General features: G+C 39.6%; 18 protein-coding genes. 2 read left to right on the top strand and 16 right to left on the bottom strand.

Translation table 11 applies throughout. The features are described from left to right. Positions 1–107: 107 nt before the first annotated feature. The 7 genes from FC24_RS08270 to FC24_RS08240 all read right to left on the bottom strand — a co-directional run bounded on the left by FC24_RS08270 (position 108) and on the right by FC24_RS08240 (position 6,490). A complete protein-coding gene (locus tag FC24_RS08270; RefSeq protein ID WP_057874418.1) occupies positions 108–473 on the bottom strand; it encodes a hypothetical protein in 366 nt (121 codons plus the stop codon). 15 nt (positions 474–488) lie between these two features. Continuing rightward, positions 489–1,673, bottom strand: coding sequence for a NupC/NupG family nucleoside CNT transporter (locus tag FC24_RS08265; protein ID WP_057874417.1), 1,185 nt, complete (start codon positions 1,671–1,673; stop codon positions 489–491). Positions 1,674–1,695: 22 nt separating this feature from the next. After that, positions 1,696–2,856, bottom strand: coding sequence for an iron-containing alcohol dehydrogenase (locus FC24_RS08260; protein ID WP_057874416.1), 1,161 nt, complete (start codon positions 2,854–2,856; stop codon positions 1,696–1,698). Between the two features lie 3 nt (positions 2,857–2,859). Then, positions 2,860–3,516: a DUF6198 family protein gene (locus FC24_RS08255; protein WP_235807356.1), complete on the bottom strand. Its 657-nt coding sequence runs from the start codon at positions 3,514–3,516 to the stop codon at positions 2,860–2,862. A gap of 3 nt (positions 3,517–3,519) precedes the next feature. Then, entirely contained in the window at positions 3,520–4,212 is a 693-nt protein-coding gene (locus tag FC24_RS08250) for a phosphoribosylanthranilate isomerase (protein ID WP_057874415.1), read from the bottom strand. Positions 4,213–4,234: 22 nt separating this feature from the next. After that, positions 4,235–5,191, bottom strand: a complete 957-nt coding sequence (locus FC24_RS08245; RefSeq protein ID WP_235807355.1) for a PfkB family carbohydrate kinase — start codon at positions 5,189–5,191, stop codon at positions 4,235–4,237. Positions 5,192–5,386: 195 nt separating this feature from the next. Further along, complete coding sequence (locus FC24_RS08240; protein ID WP_057874413.1) at positions 5,387–6,490, bottom strand: PfkB family carbohydrate kinase; 1,104 nt, start codon at positions 6,488–6,490, stop codon at positions 5,387–5,389. Between the two features lie 557 nt (positions 6,491–7,047). On the opposite strand from FC24_RS08240, the gene FC24_RS08235 reads away from it, so the two are divergent. Continuing rightward, positions 7,048–8,229 carry an AIPR family protein gene (locus FC24_RS08235; RefSeq protein WP_169790274.1) on the top strand — a complete coding sequence of 394 codons (1,182 nt, stop codon included), beginning with the start codon at positions 7,048–7,050 and terminating at the stop codon, positions 8,227–8,229. 58 nt (positions 8,230–8,287) lie between these two features. Here FC24_RS08235 and FC24_RS08230 read toward each other — a convergent pair whose 3' ends face one another. From FC24_RS08230 to FC24_RS08215, 4 genes are all read right to left on the bottom strand, one after another. Then, positions 8,288–11,326 carry a YhgE/Pip domain-containing protein gene (locus FC24_RS08230; protein WP_083485669.1) on the bottom strand — a complete coding sequence of 1,013 codons (3,039 nt, stop codon included), beginning with the start codon at positions 11,324–11,326 and terminating at the stop codon, positions 8,288–8,290. A 505-nt stretch (positions 11,327–11,831) separates the two neighbouring features. Then, entirely contained in the window at positions 11,832–13,178 is a 1,347-nt protein-coding gene (locus FC24_RS08225; RefSeq protein ID WP_057874411.1) for a Na+/H+ antiporter NhaC family protein, read from the bottom strand. Between the two features lie 187 nt (positions 13,179–13,365). Next, positions 13,366–13,779 carry an ArsC/Spx/MgsR family protein gene (locus tag FC24_RS08220; protein ID WP_235807354.1) on the bottom strand — a complete coding sequence of 138 codons (414 nt, stop codon included), beginning with the start codon at positions 13,777–13,779 and terminating at the stop codon, positions 13,366–13,368. Positions 13,780–13,868: 89 nt separating this feature from the next. Further along, positions 13,869–14,051, bottom strand: a complete 183-nt coding sequence (locus FC24_RS08215) for a PspC domain-containing protein (RefSeq protein ID WP_057874410.1) — start codon at positions 14,049–14,051, stop codon at positions 13,869–13,871. Between the two features lie 273 nt (positions 14,052–14,324). On the opposite strand from FC24_RS08215, the gene FC24_RS08210 reads away from it, so the two are divergent. Next, positions 14,325–14,801 (top strand): universal stress protein, encoded by a 477-nt coding sequence (locus FC24_RS08210; protein WP_057874409.1) that lies wholly within the window; start codon positions 14,325–14,327, stop codon positions 14,799–14,801. Between the two features lie 145 nt (positions 14,802–14,946). On the opposite strand, the gene FC24_RS08205 is transcribed toward FC24_RS08210, so the two are convergent. From FC24_RS08205 to FC24_RS08190, 5 genes are all read right to left on the bottom strand, one after another. Continuing rightward, on the bottom strand, positions 14,947–15,228 hold the full coding sequence (locus FC24_RS08205; RefSeq protein ID WP_235807353.1) for a hypothetical protein: 282 nt from the start codon (positions 15,226–15,228) through the stop codon (positions 14,947–14,949). Between the two features lie 88 nt (positions 15,229–15,316). Next, positions 15,317–15,958, bottom strand: a complete 642-nt coding sequence (locus tag FC24_RS08200) for an alpha/beta hydrolase (RefSeq protein ID WP_268872304.1) — start codon at positions 15,956–15,958, stop codon at positions 15,317–15,319. Continuing rightward, positions 15,955–16,191, bottom strand: a complete 237-nt coding sequence (locus FC24_RS11905) for an alpha/beta hydrolase (RefSeq protein ID WP_268872303.1) — start codon at positions 16,189–16,191, stop codon at positions 15,955–15,957. The genes FC24_RS08200 and FC24_RS11905 overlap by 4 nt, the downstream gene beginning before the upstream one ends. 10 nt (positions 16,192–16,201) lie before the next feature. Continuing rightward, on the bottom strand, positions 16,202–17,200 hold the full coding sequence (locus tag FC24_RS08195) for an acyltransferase family protein (protein WP_057874408.1): 999 nt from the start codon (positions 17,198–17,200) through the stop codon (positions 16,202–16,204). A gap of 97 nt (positions 17,201–17,297) precedes the next feature. Then, positions 17,298–18,401 (bottom strand): acyltransferase family protein, encoded by a 1,104-nt coding sequence (locus FC24_RS08190; protein ID WP_057874407.1) that lies wholly within the window; start codon positions 18,399–18,401, stop codon positions 17,298–17,300. Positions 18,402–18,625 lie beyond the last annotated feature (224 nt).

Genomic DNA, 18,625 nt, shown 5'->3' with positions numbered 1-18,625 from the left:
AATTAGTAACGATAATAAAAACAAGGTAAATTAGGGTACGTTTGACAGTACCCAAATGTTGCAGGGGAATAAAAAATGCCTATCCTAAATTAGGATAGGCATTCAATTTAAGCTTTAATTTGTTTAGCAGTACGCCAAATCATGAGAATGCTCATCAGCCCTAACAGACTCAAAGTGATAGTAATAACTGCCATGTGTTTTGTCTGTTGGACGCTAGCTATTGCGACATAACTTAAAAAGCCAGCACTATACACAAAATTAACAAAGTTGAAAAAACTAAATGCAAACCGCTTATGTGTAAATAATCGGAATAAAGCCCAGCCGTAAAGTATAGTAACAAACAACAACGCCTTTAAATTAATTGGCTGTAATAATTGGTTCAATTGTAACCCATTAACTAGCGTATTGGTAAGACTAAATAAGAAAATAATCGCAAGGCTGTTTAAAATTAGTTTGTGTTTGATTGTAGTCATTTGATCATCCTTATTTTAGAAGTACATGCCAACGATCGTGCCTGTTAGAATTGATGCCAGCGTAGCACCTAAAAGTAGCTTCAAGGAAAACTTCGCAACATAACCACCTTGCTTAGCACTAATCGATTTAATTGAGCCGGTAATGATCCCGACAGTACCAAAATTAGCAAAAGAGACAAGGTACGCTGAAATAATCGCATTAGCTTTAGCACTCAAACCAGCCGCCATGCCATGTAAGGTTCCCATCGCAACAAATTCGTTAGTAATTAATTTAGTTGCCATTAAACTCCCAGCTTTTACGATGTCTTGTTGTGGAACACCCATTAAAAATGCAATCGGGGCAAAAATATAACCAATTAACTCTGTAAAACTAACATTGATCAAAGCTAAGAATGTATTATTTAAAAATGTTACTAATGCGACAAAACCGATTAGCATTGCACCAACGGTTATTGCTAATTGAAAGCCATCGATAATATAGTTTCCTAAAACTTGGAAGAAGGGTTCTTGATTACCCTTTTTTACCTGAACAAGCTGATCATTTTTTTGCGGCACATAAGGATTGACGATACAGGAAATAATTAAAGCGGATAAAATATTAAGAAAAACAGCTACCACAACAAATTTTCCCGGTACCATTTTCATATATGAAGCTAACATTGCTGCTGAAACAGCACTCATTGCAGAAGCACAAATCGTATAAAGCCGCTGTTCAGTTAATTTAGGAATTTGCTCTTTAACCGTTAGGAAAACTTCTGGTTGTCCTAAAATAGCAGTTGATACAGCAAAATAACTTTCTAATTCACCCATTTCAGAAACCTTGTTGATCGCCCAGCCTGTCCATTTAATAATAAAAGGCAACACTTTAATGTAATTTAAAATCCCAACTAAAGCTGATATAAAAACAATTGGCATGAGAACATTAAGGAAAAATACTGAACCACCTGGTTTAATCATCAAACCACCAAATACAAAATCAACCCCGCCAGCAGCCTGTTGCATTAGCCAATTAAAGAAGCCAGAAATTCCCTTTAATGCTTTGATACCACCCGATGTATTTAAGCAAATGAACGAAATAATTAACTGTAAGACGAATAACCGTCCAATTGAAGCAAAACGAATATGTTTACGATCACTGCTGATCAACCAACCAATTAAGAAAACTAATGCAAGTCCAGTCAACAAGAAGACAAAATTCATTTTCAGCCACCTCTTTTACGGTCTACCGAGCACCAAATTGTTTCAAAAACGTCGTAACATTCTCTTTATTTAAAGTAAGCGGCGTATTACCAGCAAACTGTTCATGTTTGATTTCGTCAACATGAGCGAGTAATTCATCCTGCTTAATCCCATAATCAGCAAATGGATGTAACCCTAAGATATGATCTCTAAATACTTTATAGCGTTTGCTGACTACCATTATCATTTCTTGGTCTGATAAATTCTTTGAATATTCAGCATCTAAAATCTGGCCAATTTCATGCACTTTATTTGGCATAGCTTGTCCTGCTAATTGTAATACGCCCGGTAAAGCATAAGCGACTGCTTCCCCATGGACAATGTGATATTTAGATCCTAAAATATGGGCACTGGAATGACCAATGTTAGTTCCTGCATTGTTTAGCATCCAGCCCGCTAAGCAAGCAGCAACCATTACTTTTTCTCTGGCAATACGATCATTACCATCCGCAACAGCGCGTGGTAAATAATGATAAAGCAAAAACATTACTTTCTCGCAAATCGCATCAGTAATTGGGGATGAAAGCTTTGACAAATAGCCTTCAGCAGCATGAGAAAAAGCATCCAAACCAGTTGCAATCGTCATTTTTTTAGGTAGTGATAAAACTAAATCAGGGTTTAAGATCGCATATTCACTAACCGCGTTATCTGATAAAATTGCAAGTTTTTGTTCAGAATGTTGGTCGGTTAAAACTAAGGCATTAGACATTTCGCTACCAGTACCAGAGGTGGTCGGTATCGCAATTAAACCTTTGGTTAACCCAATTTCTCGGTTTCCCAATGCATAATCACGGATGTTGCCTCCGTTAACACGGACAATATTAATCCCGCGGGCAACATCAATTGAACTACCACCACCAATGGCAACAATGGCATCTGATTGGCTTTCTTTAAATACCGCAACTCCTTGATCAACAACTTCCAGAGGTGGGTCAGGAACAATGTCTGTAAATGTATTAACTTCAAATGAATTTTGTACTAACTTAGCTTTTGCTTCTTGAACAATCTCTGATTGCAACAAAAATTTATCCATCACAAATAACGGCCGTTGATAGCCAGCTTCACGCAAAATTGCTAACAATGTTTGCGCTAAATTATCTGTACTTACAACCTTTACTTGCTGCAAAAATTTATAATTAACCATATTTTAAGTTACTCCCATCATTAATTTCTGCTTAAACCAACCACTGAGAAACTGTAATACCGGTCCTGTTGTCACCGCTGTAATGGCCGTAATTAATCCGAGTTTTCCCCCAAGGAGTAAGCCCAGTAAAATTAGAAATACATCAAATATAACTTTACTTTTACGGAGACTCCAGCCTGAAATATCGCGAAGAGTCAACATTAAACCATTAAAAGGATCAACACCAATATCAGCAGCAACAAACAAACTAATCCCGATATAATAAAAGCTCACACCCAACAAGCCGCCTAAACTACTTGTTAACCAAGTTTGTTTTGGAAAAATGCTGACATAAAGATTAGAACCAAAAGTCACAAATAAACCATACGGTAATAAATACATTAATGTGCCGATATTGAGATAACGACGACCGATTAACAACAAAATCAATATCAACCCAATATTCAAAAAATTAGAAACATAACCTAATTTTAAAATTGGAATATTAAACGCAACGCGTAAACCGTCATATATCATACCCACAGGATCATTGCCTAGACCAGTATTGTTATTAAAAGCAACGCCCAAGCAAGTTAAAAAGATCCCTAACATAGAAAAAGTAAACTTTTTGAGATTCAACTTTAAATCTTTGAAGTTTACCTTCCCTTTTCTCATCTTCATCGATTACAGGCCAATTTCCTTCGCCGCTTCATCTGCTTTTTTACAAAATTCACGAACTTTAGCAATATCTTTCTCCATATTGCCGCCTTCATACTTAATACTGGTCTTAGTTAAAGAATCAACCCCATATGGTTTGATTTTTTTAATTGCTTCAGCAACGTTGTCAGGCCCTAAACCACCGGCTTCAATAACAGGTACATTAACTGCCTTAACGATTTTTTCATCAATATTCCAATCATGCGTTTGCCCACTAGCACCAATTCCGGTATCTGGTGCTAAACCAGAATCCAATAAAATCATGTCAACAAATTCAGCAAATTTTTTGGCACGTTCAATGGCAGATTCATTATCGACTAAAACTGCTTGCATCAATTTAGTTGCTGGTGCGATTTCTTTAAGTCGCTTAGAAAAAGCAGGTGTTGCTGCATAGCCATCTCCTGCAATGTGCAAAATATCCGGTTGCACTTCTTCTGCTAATTGCAGCATTTCTTCGGGACTGTTAGTTAGCATAATGGCAACAGAAGTAACGCCCCGTTTCTTTGCTTCGTCAAATATCTTATGCACACGCTCTAATGGAACACGATGTGCGGGAACTCCGCCGTTTTGCATTGGGACAAGGCCAATATTATCGGCACCAGCTTCCATGGTTTTTACTGCCTCATCGTATTGAATTAAAGAATAAATCTGTTTGATCATAAATAATCTTCCTTTCGTTTTTTTATGCCATCATTGTCATGCTGTCTAGTTTATCCATGATTTGATCTACAGTAATATCTGGAACTGATTTAGGACTTTCCAAAGCGATACTCGAAGCGGCTTGAGCAATACGGCCAATACGTCCAAGGTGGCGTGTTGGATCATCAAAATAGCTCCAAGTAATCGCCGCCATGCCACAATCACCAGCTCCATTTGCATTAACAATCTGAGTTTCAAAGGGATGAATGAGTAACATCTTATCCATAGTTGCACACAAAATTCCTTGCGCGCCTAAAGAGATAAAAACGTTTTGCACCCCTTTATTTAATAAAATCCTAGCAGCCAGCATCGCACTATTTTTACTGTGAATATCAACACCTGTCAGTAGCGATGCCTCGAGCGCATTAGGTTTTAACGTATAAATTTTATCTAAGATATCTTCAAAATGCGTTGCTTTCGTAACAGAAACTGTGTCAGCAAAAATCGGAACTGTCACTTCATGACCAAGCCAATCAATCGTTTCTTTTTCTAAATTAGCATCGATTAAGCAAGCCTTTGCGCCATTAATGAAATCTAAGCGTGGTTTTAAAAAAGCTGGGGAAATATTTTCACAAATAGCCATATCATTAACCCCAACTAACATGTCACCTTCTTCATCAGTGATATACATGTAGGTTGACGATCTTGCCCCTGGAATTTGTGCGGCATAATCTAAATGAATGTCATTTGCTTCACAAGATTGCTGCAGTAACGAACTATTATAATCATCACCATAAACTGTAATTAAGTAAGTCGGCACATCCAAATGCGCAAGATTTTGTGCAATGTTTTGGCCAACACCACCTACTGTCATCCCAATTTCTCCAGGATTCGAATCACGACTAATTACCTTTTGGTGCGGCATACCAAAAATATCCATATTCATGCCACCAATAACAACAACATAGTCTGACGAAGGAACTATTGAGTTAATCATCATAATAGCCTCCCTTTAAAGCTGCTTTTATAAACATTAGTTTATATATATAAACATTTGATGGTTTAAATATAACGCCAATTATAATCGTTGTCAATGCCAATCGTGAAATTAAAAACAAATAACGGTAATGACAAGTTTTTATTTGTCATTACCGTTATATAAGCATTAATGCGTATCAATTACTATTAAACCAATTTAATAAAATGTTCTTTTTGTTTCATTAATAAGTTCTATGCTCAATTCATCATTTACTGGATCATAGCTACCTGCCGTTAAATATAATGCGGTAGCCGCATTTTTGGCTGTCTCTTCGAAAGATAAATGTTGTAGTCGAGACTGAATTAAACTTGCCGTCGCAGCCGCCCCACAGCCGTTAGTATTGTTGATTGCTGTAGCTGGTTCAGGTAGAAAACTGAGCTGACTTCGATTTCCGTATAAAACACCTTTTTCATCAATATAAATTAAAAGGTTTTTAATGCCTAAATCGAACAATTTTTCTGCACTATACCTAGCTGAGCGTTCATCGTTAGCAGTTATCCCAGTTAAAGTTAAAACTTCAATGCTATTAATCACTAAGGTATCAATTTTATCAAGGATTGGCATAAATCTTAGCGTTTTATTAAGCGAAACGGCTTTAGCAAAAATCGGTCCGGAATAATTTTGGGTTAACCATTTCAAAGTTTCCTCTGGTAGGTTAGCATCGACACCCACAATCTCCGAGTTCTGTACTGGTGTTAGTCTTGTAGTCAAAAATTCTGGCGTTAGTTTGTCAAAGATTTTCATATCGTCTAACCCGACAAAACGTTCCCCACTTGCTTCATTTAAATATAAATAATTAGAAGTGTGTGCATTAAAAAGCTGCTTGGCATAAGTAATATCCATCCCATTTTTTAAAGCATCCTGTTTAAACATTTCCCCTTCAGCATCATTCCCATAAACTGTAATAAAGTAGTTGGGAACACCTAATTTAACTAAATTTAACGCAATATTACGACCTAATCCACCAATAGCATGGCGAATACGACCTGGATTAGAAGTTTTAGGATTAATTTTACGCTCAGCAGCCCCTAAGATATCAAAGTTGATGCCACCAATAATTGCAACACTGTTTTTCGGCGAAATAATGTAGCCTTTTCCCCGTAGATAGCCTTTTTTCATAAGATTAGAAATGTGGACAGCAGCACTAGATCGCGAAATATTAGCTAGTTTGGCTAGTTCCGCCTGACTGATTAAGGGATTTTGTTTAATCCAATTCAAAATTTGTAATTCTCGTTGCGTAATACTTTTATTTTCAGACATTATTGTTCACCATCATTATAAATTATTTATGCTATCCATATTGTATCAAATTTTGTTTTCTTTAATTGATTGCGTGATATTAACCAATGAATTTAATGTGATTCACACCTTAACTATAAAAACAAAAAAACACACCACTATTTCTAATACTTTGCAGACACACGCTCAATCTCCCTGATTAAATCTAAAAATTCAATTTCATAGGCCACAGCAAGCATCTTCAAAGTCGCATAACTCGGAAAGTTTTTTCCCAGTTCGAAATTAGTTAAGCTTTTAACAGACAGCCAATCTTCTGGTAATAGCCCAAAGTTTATCCGGTCTTCAATGAAGAATTCACGGGAATTCTTTTTTAGCGAAAGTCTCTTTCTATAATTCTCAAATACTTCACCAATTTTTCTGTCTCTTTCAGTGATTTTATTTCTAACTGTGATAAAAAATCAGCCTCCAACGGAAATAGGTACCAAAGTTCCTTTTATTTTTCGCAAATTTAGTATAACATACATTAGTGAGCCCAGCTAATAAGTTCGGGCTAAATAAATAACTAAGGAGAGATTATCATGGAAATTTCTAAACAGTTCAGGGTGAACGCGGTTCGAACTATCCGGTCACCTTCAGATTCTAACGTTGTCACTTATTACGTGTGGGTAAACTTTAAAGATCTACCAAGTGACATCTCTTTAGATGTTAATCCGCGGAAGCCTAAAATGACTACAGCAGTGGCAAAACAACTCATAAAAGCAGTTAAAGACTCAGATAGTGCTTTTGACGTTAATAATCGTGGAATTGTGATCACTGCAAAAAGTGTTCATTTTAATACGAAAGACAATATGCTAACACTTAATTTAGATAGTGATACTTCTCGCTATGGGATTTTAGATGGTGGCCATACTTATACGGCGATTATTGATCATCGCGATGAAACGCCCCAAGACGTTGAAAAGTTTGTCAGGTTAGAAATTATTGTGGGTGACGATCTGGACGTTGCCGCATTAGCTGATGCGCGCAACACTTCGATTCAAGTTAGCGACATTGCGTTGTTTGAACTTGACGATAAATTTGGCTTTATCAAAAACGCCATTTCAAATGAACCATATGCAGATGAAATTGCGTACAAAGACAATGATACTAAACGGATTCCAGTAGCCGACCTACTTAAATTATTATTTGCGGTAAACATCAAACGTTATCCTGACGATAGTAAAGCACCGATACAAGCTTATTCTGGCAAAGCAGCTGTGTTTAAGGACTATAGGAGTGAATATGCACACCAGCCTAACATCTATGAAGAATTAGCAATCGAACTACCAAAATTAATTGTGCTCTATGAAACAATCCAAAAAGAAATCGGCGACAAATACCGTCAATTTAAGCGTGCCAACGGAAAAAAGGCAAAATTTGGTGCGGTCAGGGGCGTTGAAAAGGGCACTGCCACCAGCTTTACTCAAAGTAAACTAGACTACGATGTCTCTAACGGCTTCATCATGCCAATCTTTGGTGCCTTTCGCGCGCTACTTAAATTTAATGAAACCAAAACTGCCATTCACTGGATGTTTGATCCTTTAATGGTTTGGCAAAAAGCAGGCGAAAGACTAGTTCAAAATACTTTCGATACAGACACTAACCCACAGCAAGCAGGAAAAAGCAAAACTTTATGGCAAGCTAACTACCGAATTGTTGATAGCGTTAAAAAAGATATCATTATTGCCCAAATGCAATCACAATATTCAAATAACAATTAAAAAACATAAAAATCCCGGTGTTCACATAAAAATGAACACCGGGATTTATTTTATCTTTTTACTGTTCTAAATCTTGCAATTTCTGGTTGTCATCTAACTGGGAAACCCCATTGAGATGGATTTGTTGCAAGATCTTCATGACCCACCATAGCAATAGTAGGCTGACAACAACCACACCAGCTAAGGTGAAGAATGAACTCCAGATTTGACCGCTACCTAAGCCAGATGTAATGGCTTGCCGGAAGCCAAGAATTGAGTATGTCATCGGTAGGTAAGCATGGATGACATTATAAAACGAGTTGGTAACTTCCATTGGGAACGTGCCGCCGGAGCCGCCGAGTTGCAGCATTAAGAGTACCATTGCCACAAACCGGCCTGGGTTGTCGAAGGCCATCGACAGCATCATCACAATGAACATGGAAGCCAAGGCGAAGATAATCGCAATCAAGTAGAATGAGCCGACGTGATCGACATTTAAGCCAAATAACATCATCAGGCTAGCTTCGATCACTGCCATCATAATTGCTACAACACCACCAACAGAAGCTTTACTGAAGAACCATGCCGTTGCAGACTGGCCTCGAGTTGAGATCTTCCGAATTGGGTAAGCAAAGTTGAAGACTAACGCACCAACATACAACGCAACAGATAAGACATATGGTGCCAAGGCGTGCCCGTAGTTAGAAACATAACTGTATTTATGGTGTTTCAACTTCGTTGGTTTAGCAAACATATTTGCAGTTTTATCTGTAGTGTGGATGCCGTTAACTTTCTTGCTGCCATCGCCTAATGCATTAGCTAACGTGCCAGACCCTTTACTGAGTTTGCCACCACCATCAGTTAAATCTTCTGATTTCGCGTCTAGTTGGCTAGTGCCGTCAGCTAATTGGCTAACACCTGACGTCAAAGTAGGCACTTGACTGTTCATCTGATTCAAACCATTAGCTAATTGACCGGCACCATCGTTTAAAGCACCTGAATTAGCATTTAAGGTTTGCGAACCAGTATAAAGCTGACCGACACCAGAAACTAATGTTGGCACTTGACTGTTCATTTGATTTAAGCCATTAGCAACTTGACCAGTTCCGCCAGTGTATTGCTGTACACCAGAAGCTAATTGCTTGGAACCAGTGGATAACTGGTTCACCCCATTAGTTAAGGTTGGGATTTGACCGTTCATGGTGCCGATTCCGCCACTTAAGGTTGCGGCACCAGAATTCAATGCGCCGGAGTTTGCTGTTAGTTCACCTAGACCGCTGTCTAACTGATTAGCACCAGTAACTAATTGGCCTAAACCGCCAGTTAAATCTGGTAATTTTTGTGATAAGGTGTTGACACCAGTTGAAGCAGAAGCGATGCCGTTGGAAACATCTGTAGCGCCGCGGTAAAGGTCACTATCTTTAGCCGTATTTTCTTGAACACTGCGTAAACCGTTAATTGCGGCTAAACCACCATTGTATAAGGAAGTTTGGCCATTAGCACCAGTTACGTAGCCAGCATAAAGCTTGTTGATCGCACCTTGTAGTGACTGAATTTTTGCTGATAATGCTTTAAGTTGGTCAACATTGATTTCTTTTAACGGTGCTAAAGCCGTTTGAACATTTTGCAACTCAGTGCCATTACTTGCTTGCGCCGTTCCAATCTTTTGTACTTCAGCTAATAATTTAGCTTTTTGCGCGGTTTCAAGATCACTGGCACTGATTTGTTCCTTCAGACTTCCAGCCGCTGTGGCCGTTGTCTGGGTATTTTCCTTGATTTTAGTCAAACTAGTAGTTGCCGCTGTGGTTGCACCATCTAAGCCAGCCACTTGCTCTTGTAATTTACTGATCGCTTGGCTAACTTCATCACTATTGACTTGTTTATTTAGTTCCGTCAAGCCATCCTTCATTTGACCTAAGCCTTTGTTCAGTTCGGTTAACTGACTGTCTTGGCTGGAAACACCTTGGTTAACTTTTAAAATGCCATCAGCAACCGCCTGGCTACCAGTATCCAATTGCTTCAAGCCGTTGTTTAACTCATCAACCTGCGCTGGCATGGTGGTTACAGACTTATTCATTTCATCCAAGCCATCGGCTAACTGGCTACTGCCAGCCCTAGCTGATTTAGTGCCACTAGTATAAGCTGAAACACCACTTTGTAACTGTTTGGACCCAGTGGCTAATTTATTGACGCCATTAGCTAATGGCCCCACATTACTTTGTAACGTTCCTAAGCCACCAGCGACTTGTTGTGCACCACTGTTAAGCTCGCCTGATTTAGCCACTAGCTGATTGCCACCGTTAGCCAACTGGTTTACACCGCTGGCTAATGGTCCCACACTTTGATTAAGCGTGGCGATTCCGGCAGCTAATTGGCTGACACCACCAGTATAAGTGTTCACACCACTGACCAGCTGGTTACCACCAGTTGCTAGTTGACTAACACCACCAGCTAAAGGTTTTACACTAGTTTTTAGTGTTTGCACCCCATCATTCACTTGTGATACGGCTACCGTGTATTGACCTAACCCATCATTTAACGTGACAATTCCTTTATCTAACTGAGTTGCCCCAGACGATGCAGTCTTCATTCCCTTACCGACAACATGCAGTTGGTCAAAAATCGCACTCGCATAGGCATTGGTAACCGCCGCCCGGATTTGTTTATCCAAAGTGGAAGCGCCCATTTGACTGATGACCTCACCAATGTAGTTTAACGACCCATTGGTTTTATAAGACAACTGCATTTTTTTCGGTTTTTTATCTAAAACCGTGGTTGCATTTTTTGAAAAATCCTTCGGTAAGGTAATGACGGTGTAATATTTTTGATTGCTCAAGCCGCGTTTGGCTTGCTTTTCAGATACGAAACGCCAACCTAATTGGTCATTGTTCTTCAAATTATTAACCGTTTCTTTACCCACGTTTAACGTTTCACCGTTGTAATCCACTGGTTTGTCTTGGTTGACTACGGCAACAGGCAGGTTTTGCGTATCGCCGTAAGGATCCCAAACCGATTTCAAGAAGAAAACGCTATAAAGTAACGGTATAATTGTCATAACAATAACCGATAGTAGAATTAAACGATTATGGCGAATGAAGCGCCACTCATTTTTCACCATTTTCATTACCTAAACTCATCCCCATCTAAATTCACTAAAAAATTGCTGTTCAAAACAGCTACTTTTAATATCCACAAAACGTTCTAGAGAACATTCTACAAAGAAACAAGTCATTTGTGGACGGACACTTTAACAGAACTGTCCGCTCGCCGATGAAAATGCTTTCTGAATTATCATGAAAACTTTTTAGTTAGCGGTTTCATTTTACTTCAAGAAAATGGCAGCTCAACAATTATTTTTTTGTGTAACCTCACAATAACTAGATCAAAAAGCGTGTGTGCTTCGATAATCAGCTCGTGCGCATCAGCCTAGATAAACCCAGCTGAGCATAGCTTTTGCAAACAAAATAATCTGCGTCAATAAAAAAAGACTGAAACAAAAGGATCACTTTTGTCACAGTCCCTTAAAATCAGGTACGTTAAAGCAGTTAACTGTGTTAGACAAATGCCAACTAATTTTAACGATCATAACTACTTTCTACTATATTGTGCGTGTGATTTTGGTATTAATGATTTTGCTGGTCCGTTTGTGGATAGCCATTTTCCGCGGTCACCTTTACTTTTGGCCAACCTAATAGGACAAACAATAAACTATTAATTAAGGTTAAGTAACAATACCAAACCCAAGGCATGATCGCGACCGGCGAAATTTGCGCCATTCCAGCAGCAACTAATAGCTGGCCTGCATAAGGAATCAAACCTTGGACGTGCGTCGCAAACATCGCCAGTAACGTGGCTACCCGCACGCGAGCTAAATGAAATTTTTGCCCAATTTCTGTAGCTAAAGGTGCAACAGTGACCGCTGATATCGTATTGTTAGTGGTTGCGATGCACAGCAGCGTCACTAGCATCCCAATTGACAGTTCTGCTCCCCGTTGCGTTTTAGTTTGCTGACCTAACTTAGTCATCAACCATTGAATGCCGCCTAAATACTTCATCACTTCGACTAAGCCGCCGACAAAGATCGAAATAATTGCAATGTCTTCCATACCAGCCATACCCTTTTGGATGTATTGCATCGAACTAATCCAGCCAAAATCGCCTTGAAAAACGCCGATAACAACACCAGAAACAACGCCTAACACCAAAACTGGCATCACATTCATCCCGATTAATGAAAAAATAATGACCAATAAATAAGGGATAATATCAATTAAGCTATAAGTATAAGCACCGTTTAACGTAACGGCTTTAATCGGGTAAATGGCTAATAAAATAAGATTGATCATAATGGCAGGTAAGTAAGCCACAAAGTTTAATTTGAATTTATCCCGTTGTAAAACATTTTGCGTTTCGGCTGAGGCAATTGCCGTAGTTGAAATAAAAGACATATTATCACCAAACATGGCACTACCAACAACAATACCAGCCATCAAAGCCGGACTTACACCAGTTTTCACTGCCACATCAACCGCGACAGGCATCAATGCGGCAATGGTGCCCATCGATGTCCCCATGGCAAAACTTAAGATGCAGCCAATCACAAAAATTCCTGGTAAAATCATTTGCGCGGGTAAAACGCTCAACCCTAAATTGGTCACTGACGAGACAGCGTGCATTTTTGACGCAACGCCCTGAAAAGCACCGGCTAAAATAAAAATCACGACCATCATCATCAATGTTGATTCGCCCCCGCCGCGGCAAAACGTTAAGACTTTCTCTTTAAATGACAGTTTTTTCGTTCCTGCTGGCGGCGGCAACACAAACGACACCATTGCTGCAATCGTAATGCCCACCAATAACGGCATGCTATCAAACTTGCCGGAAATAATACCAGCAAGTACGTAGAGAATTAAAAAGGCAATCAACGGCACTAGGCCAATTAAGCTTCCCTTTTGATCCTTTTTTTTCATAATTTTCCTCCTAAAACTTGGCTAAGTTAAACCACCATGTTTTAGTATACAAGAAACGTCAAGCAAGTTTAAAAAAGCGCGCCTGCCATCAGGTGGAAACCACTACCTGATAATACGCAATCTGCACAAGCAAAAAAACGGCAGCAACAAAAATGTGCCTTTTGTTGCTGCCATTGACGGACTATGCTTAAATTAACTCAGCTGAATAAAGCTGATCAAAAAGGGAGCGTCGCTCTTTTTTACGCTGCTTTTGGGGAATAAAGACGCCTACTTTTTCCAAATTAAAACCAGTTAGTAAACTCCGATCATCAAAAACAATTGGGTTTTTTAAAATCTGCGGATGCTTTTGAATCAGTGCAACTAACTGGTTAAAACTGAGTTTTTCTAGATCTAGCGCTAAGGCTTGCGTCGCTTTAGATCGCTTAGCTAGTAAATCATCACTGCCATTAGCGGTCATTAAAAATAAATGTTTAATTTCAGGGCGCGTCAGTGGCTGCCGTAAAATATTACGACTTTGTAAGCTAATCTGATGTTGCTGAAACCAGCGGGCCATTTTATTTTTTGCTGGATCACTAGTATGAAAATACATTTGAATCATCATTGTCGTCTCACTCTCTCCGCTAAATCGCCACCACGTCTCAATGGCAAAAACCGCGCAGGCTTCCTGCACGGCCACAACCGTTTTTAATGCTAGTCAGGCATGATTAAAGCAGCTGCAAGATACAATAAAACTAACGGTACTGTTGCGGTAATAATGGTAACCGCCGCGTAAATCACGCGTAAAACAGTTGGGTCAATGCCATAACGTTCCGCAAAACCGCCTAAAACCCCTGCTAACACACGGTTTGAAGTTGATTTGTGTAATTGCTTCATGTGAATCCGCTCCTTTTTGTTATCCTGATTGTCTTCATTATAAGCTAGCACTAGGCCGGTCACATCATGCTTTTGGCCGAGATTTCTCCAGTGCGTTAGCCGGAAATTTTCACCAAAAAAAGATTTACCCCGTTAAAATTCAATGTTAAATTTAAAGTAGTTAAAAGCGACTGCAGCGGATAATCGACGAAATCAGGGCCTTTTTCGCTGAAAAAAATGGTTAAATTAAGTTATAATAAAGGTGGTAACAATATTGGAAAGCGGGGAAACGTCATGTTACAAGAATATCGCAATATTTTAGTGCCCATGGACGGTTCAGATGAAGCAGAATTAGCTTTGGCAAAGGCAATTGCAGTTGCCAAGCGGAACCAAGCCCACATTGATCTACTCAACATTTTAGATACGAAACAATACAGCTATAATTATGCTGGCTTAATTGATGGCGACGTCATTTATAAAATGTCTGAAGACGCACAGGATTATTTAGAAGGCATCGTCAAGCGCGCAAAAGAAAAAGATGGTTTCACTGATATCACCATCCACGTCCGTTTTGGCAGTCCTAAAACCGTCATTGCCCAAGATTTCCCAGCTGAACACCACAATGATTTAATTATGATCGGTGCCACCGGCCTGAACGCTGTTGAGCGTGTCTTAGTCGGTTCGGTCACAGAATATGTTAACCGGCACGCGTTACCAGATGTCTTAGTGGTTAAAACAGAATTAGATAATCACCAAATTTTAGGTAAATAACACCTTCAATTTAAAAAGCAGGAAAATGAGCGCTTAGCCATTTTCCTGCTTTTTTTATGTGTTTATTTCGTCTGTTATTAAGCTTTAAAACCCATTGTGACTATTTTTGTCTACATCCGTTTAATAGGCAATCCTTACACCGTTGCTAAAGGACACTTTCGATTGCTGCAAACACTCGAGCAATAAGCGCAATTAAAACGCTGACCAACAGTAAAGTTGCGGCGATATTAACTAATGCAATTGCCCACGAAAATTTTAAGGCCGCTAGAATCCCAATTAATAGGGCTAAACAGACGATAGTCGCGAAGATAATCTTCCATTTTGCCTTCATCATCAAGTCACCTTTACTCATTTCTGTTGCTGAATAATCGACAAAAGTGGCCTTTCCATCCTTTAAACTAGCAACAAGTTCATCAGATTTAAACACCTACGCCCCGGCACAGACCGCTTTTACCGCATTAACTATAAAACATCGACTATCTTAGCATAATCCGATGCAAGTTGCAAAGCTAGCTTTATTTATCCCACAAGAATGTCAATAAAGCATGGTCAACCACAGGGTTATTTTCATGTAACTGACTGTGAGCTGCACTGGTACCATACGCTGCTTTACTATGATAACTTGCCGCTTGATCAGCGACTAAATATTTAAGTGATTTTGCTGAAACTAGTGTCACCACGCCATCAGAAGCTGAACCATCTTTTAAATTGCCATAAATATTCAACACATGGGTTTGGCTAGGAAAACGGTGACGCATTTTTACTAATCTTTTATACTCCGGATGGCCAGTTGCTGGCCGACCGTTAGCTAATAAATGATTTTGATGTGGCCGATCAGTCCAAGTGGTGCCATCGTTTGGGTGGGGACCGACTTGATGGCCAATAATACCATTAAAAGGACCTGCAATCGCAACTAATTTATTCAACCGGGGAAAAGCCGTTTGATTGCTGGCTTTCATCGCATAAGCCACCACCGCATAAGCGCCCATAGAATGCCCCACTAAATTAATCTGCTTGCTTTGATAACGTTGCTTTAAATCCTGCATTAATTTCATTAACCACCGCGTATACTGGACTTCACCTGCTTGATTATTGGTAAAAACCACTTGGATGATGGGGTTGCGCCGCTTAGCTTGCCAGTAACCACTATAAGTCAATTGTCCGCGGGGCCGATACGAACCGTCAATGCTTTGTGCGCCGCACCAGCATTTTCTGCTGCCGTTATCATTTGATCGGTTGAATGTGCACCGCCCCGCCAACCATGTACAAAAACTGTTGGGGTGTGAGTATGCCAATAATGCTGCGTTCGCTGGTGCTGCACCACGCCAAATATGCCGCCTAAGTACAACAATCCCACAATACCTAGCGTCCAGTATTGCCACTTTTTCATGTTATCCCGCCTACTGTAAAGTTGGTGTTAACCAAAAGAGTTGACGCCGTTTTAATTTGAGCCGCTCACTTAACACCATTGCCATTAATGGTAACACAACGCCAGCAACGGCTAAAAGTGGCCAGTAAGTACCGCTGAGCTGTTCAATCACCACAAAAATCAATTTATGTAAGTACATAATCGGCAACGTATGTTTCCCGATAAAAACCAAACTGGCACTGAACGCAGTGTATTGTAACCAATGGGCTGCTATAAAAATCAAACCACAAATCATTAAAGGTACCACAAACGCTAAAACAGTACTGGTGATTTCGTGGGATTTCAAGTACAACTTAAAGTCAATAACATCAGCTTGCTGGGCAATCAAAAGTAGACTACTCAACGTTAGTAAAACACCTGACCACTTAGTTGCAGGCGGTTGTTGTCGTTGCCAACGGAACCATTCTCGGCCAGCGTACATATAAAATAATGCACATAAAACTAAATCAGCGTCTCCAGGCAAGGCAAATCCTAATACAGTTTGCGCGTTAGAATAACTGGTTCCTAAAATAAACGCACCACTAACAATGGCCCAGCGTACTCCGGGCTGCGGAACATAGGCAATTAATAAGGCAAGCAAGGTGACCGTCAGTAAGTAAACGGTCATAAACCAAAATGCACTTAAAGTCCCATTTAACTGAACGCCACCATATACGAGTTGCCCTAAACCAGTCAGTAAAGCCTGCCAGCGATCCGGTGCACGCCAAGCTGCCAAAATCGTCAATAATAGTCCAAACGCAAAATAATCACGTAGCAAGGGTAACAGCCGCTTGTGCGCGAACACTTTAAATTGATTAAATTTTACCGGCTTTAAAAAGAAACCACCGATCATAAAAAATAAGGGCATGTGCCACCAATACAAAAATTTATAAAACGTATCGTGCTGCGGGTAGGCATGACCAATAACAACAGCGATAATGCCCAATGCTTTGGCAATATCAATCCACACAATTCGCTTTTTACCTGTCATTTAAGGTCCTCCCGTTATTTTTTCTGGTTACCTCCTACTCTAGCGAGCAAGTTTGAACATTTTATGAAAAAATAACGCCCATTTGAACCTGTTTTTGTCAAGAAAATGTAGCGAAGCGAGTTTTTATTTTTTGCCACAATCCATGCAAACCAAATGCTGAAGTAAACGCTAGTAGCCAAGTTAATAAGTAGCAAACGCCTAAACCCAGCCAAGGATGCTGAACCGTTAAGGCACGACCAAAACTTAACCAAAGTAACTGTGCCCAAAATACATTGGCCAAATAAGCTTTGTATGCAAATTGTGCAAATCGGTGCACCCAGGTCGTGATTGGCAAACGTTGCTTAATTTGAAACAGCGCCACTATGGTCAACAACCCGATGACCGCTAATGCATAAATGGTCATTGAAGGTTTATAGTAAGGCGCATTGACTAATTTCAGTGGCTGGCCAAACGCCAGTAATTCCCGGTTTGTCCAATAAAAACTTAAACCAAATAAACCTATAAAAGCCCACCAAATACGGAGTAAATAATGATTAACAAAGTGCCGATATTGCCAAGCCAACACGCCTAGCACCGCATAAAGTAAAAAACTGACAAACAACCGGTCAAATAAATACCAATCCTGCATGTGCGGCCCGTAAAACACTTGCTGGTCATAAAACCACAACCAGCCACTAGCAAATAATGCGGTAGCTAATAGTAGACTCATGCCACGTTGCCAACTTTGCTGACACCAGGTCGCTAAATACCAAAACAACGGCATTAACACAATAAATTGCAGCATCATCGTGTTGTACCATAAATGCGGTGCAGCGTTCCCGTTGATAAATTGCCACAAAAAGCCGAATAAATTATGATAAGCCTGTCTTTGCTGTAAGTTTGGCAACAGGACTAAATAAATCAGCGTCCACCAAATTGTGGGAATAAACAACGCATGCCATTGTTGGCGCAAATAATGCCCATAAGTCAGCTGGGATTGTGGCAATGTCACCCGCATAGTCGTGTATAAAATACCAAAAATAAAAGCAGGCGCAGTAAATTTGACTAGATTATATAAAATGCCCACGCCAATTTGAACTTGAGTGGTGGGCTGTGTGGTCAATACTAGCCCGATTAAACTTTGGGCCATCACTGCTGTACATGCACCTAGCTTTAAATAATCGCCAATATCCGCTTGACTGTGAGTGATTGTTTTCAACACCAAATGCCACCTTCATTAAAATTACCAACTGAAACAATTGCACTTTGAGTTTAATGTTGTTTTGAAAATTGTCAACTTAATTTAGCTTGGCAAAGTGTACTGTAGCAAGCAACAAAACAGGAAAAAACACTGGTCATTTTTTATTTCGCATAATAGCTTATCGTTATGATAAGTAACATTTGAAGAAAGTGTGACTTTTCTCCGTTTTGTTCGTGAAAGTCATT

Origin of the sequence: Loigolactobacillus rennini DSM 20253, assembly GCF_001436505.1 — a bacterium.
GTDB lineage: Bacteria > Bacillota > Bacilli > Lactobacillales > Lactobacillaceae > Loigolactobacillus > Loigolactobacillus rennini.
The sequence above is the reverse complement of the archived record's forward strand: the minus strand, read 5'-3'. Positions and strand labels throughout refer to the sequence as shown.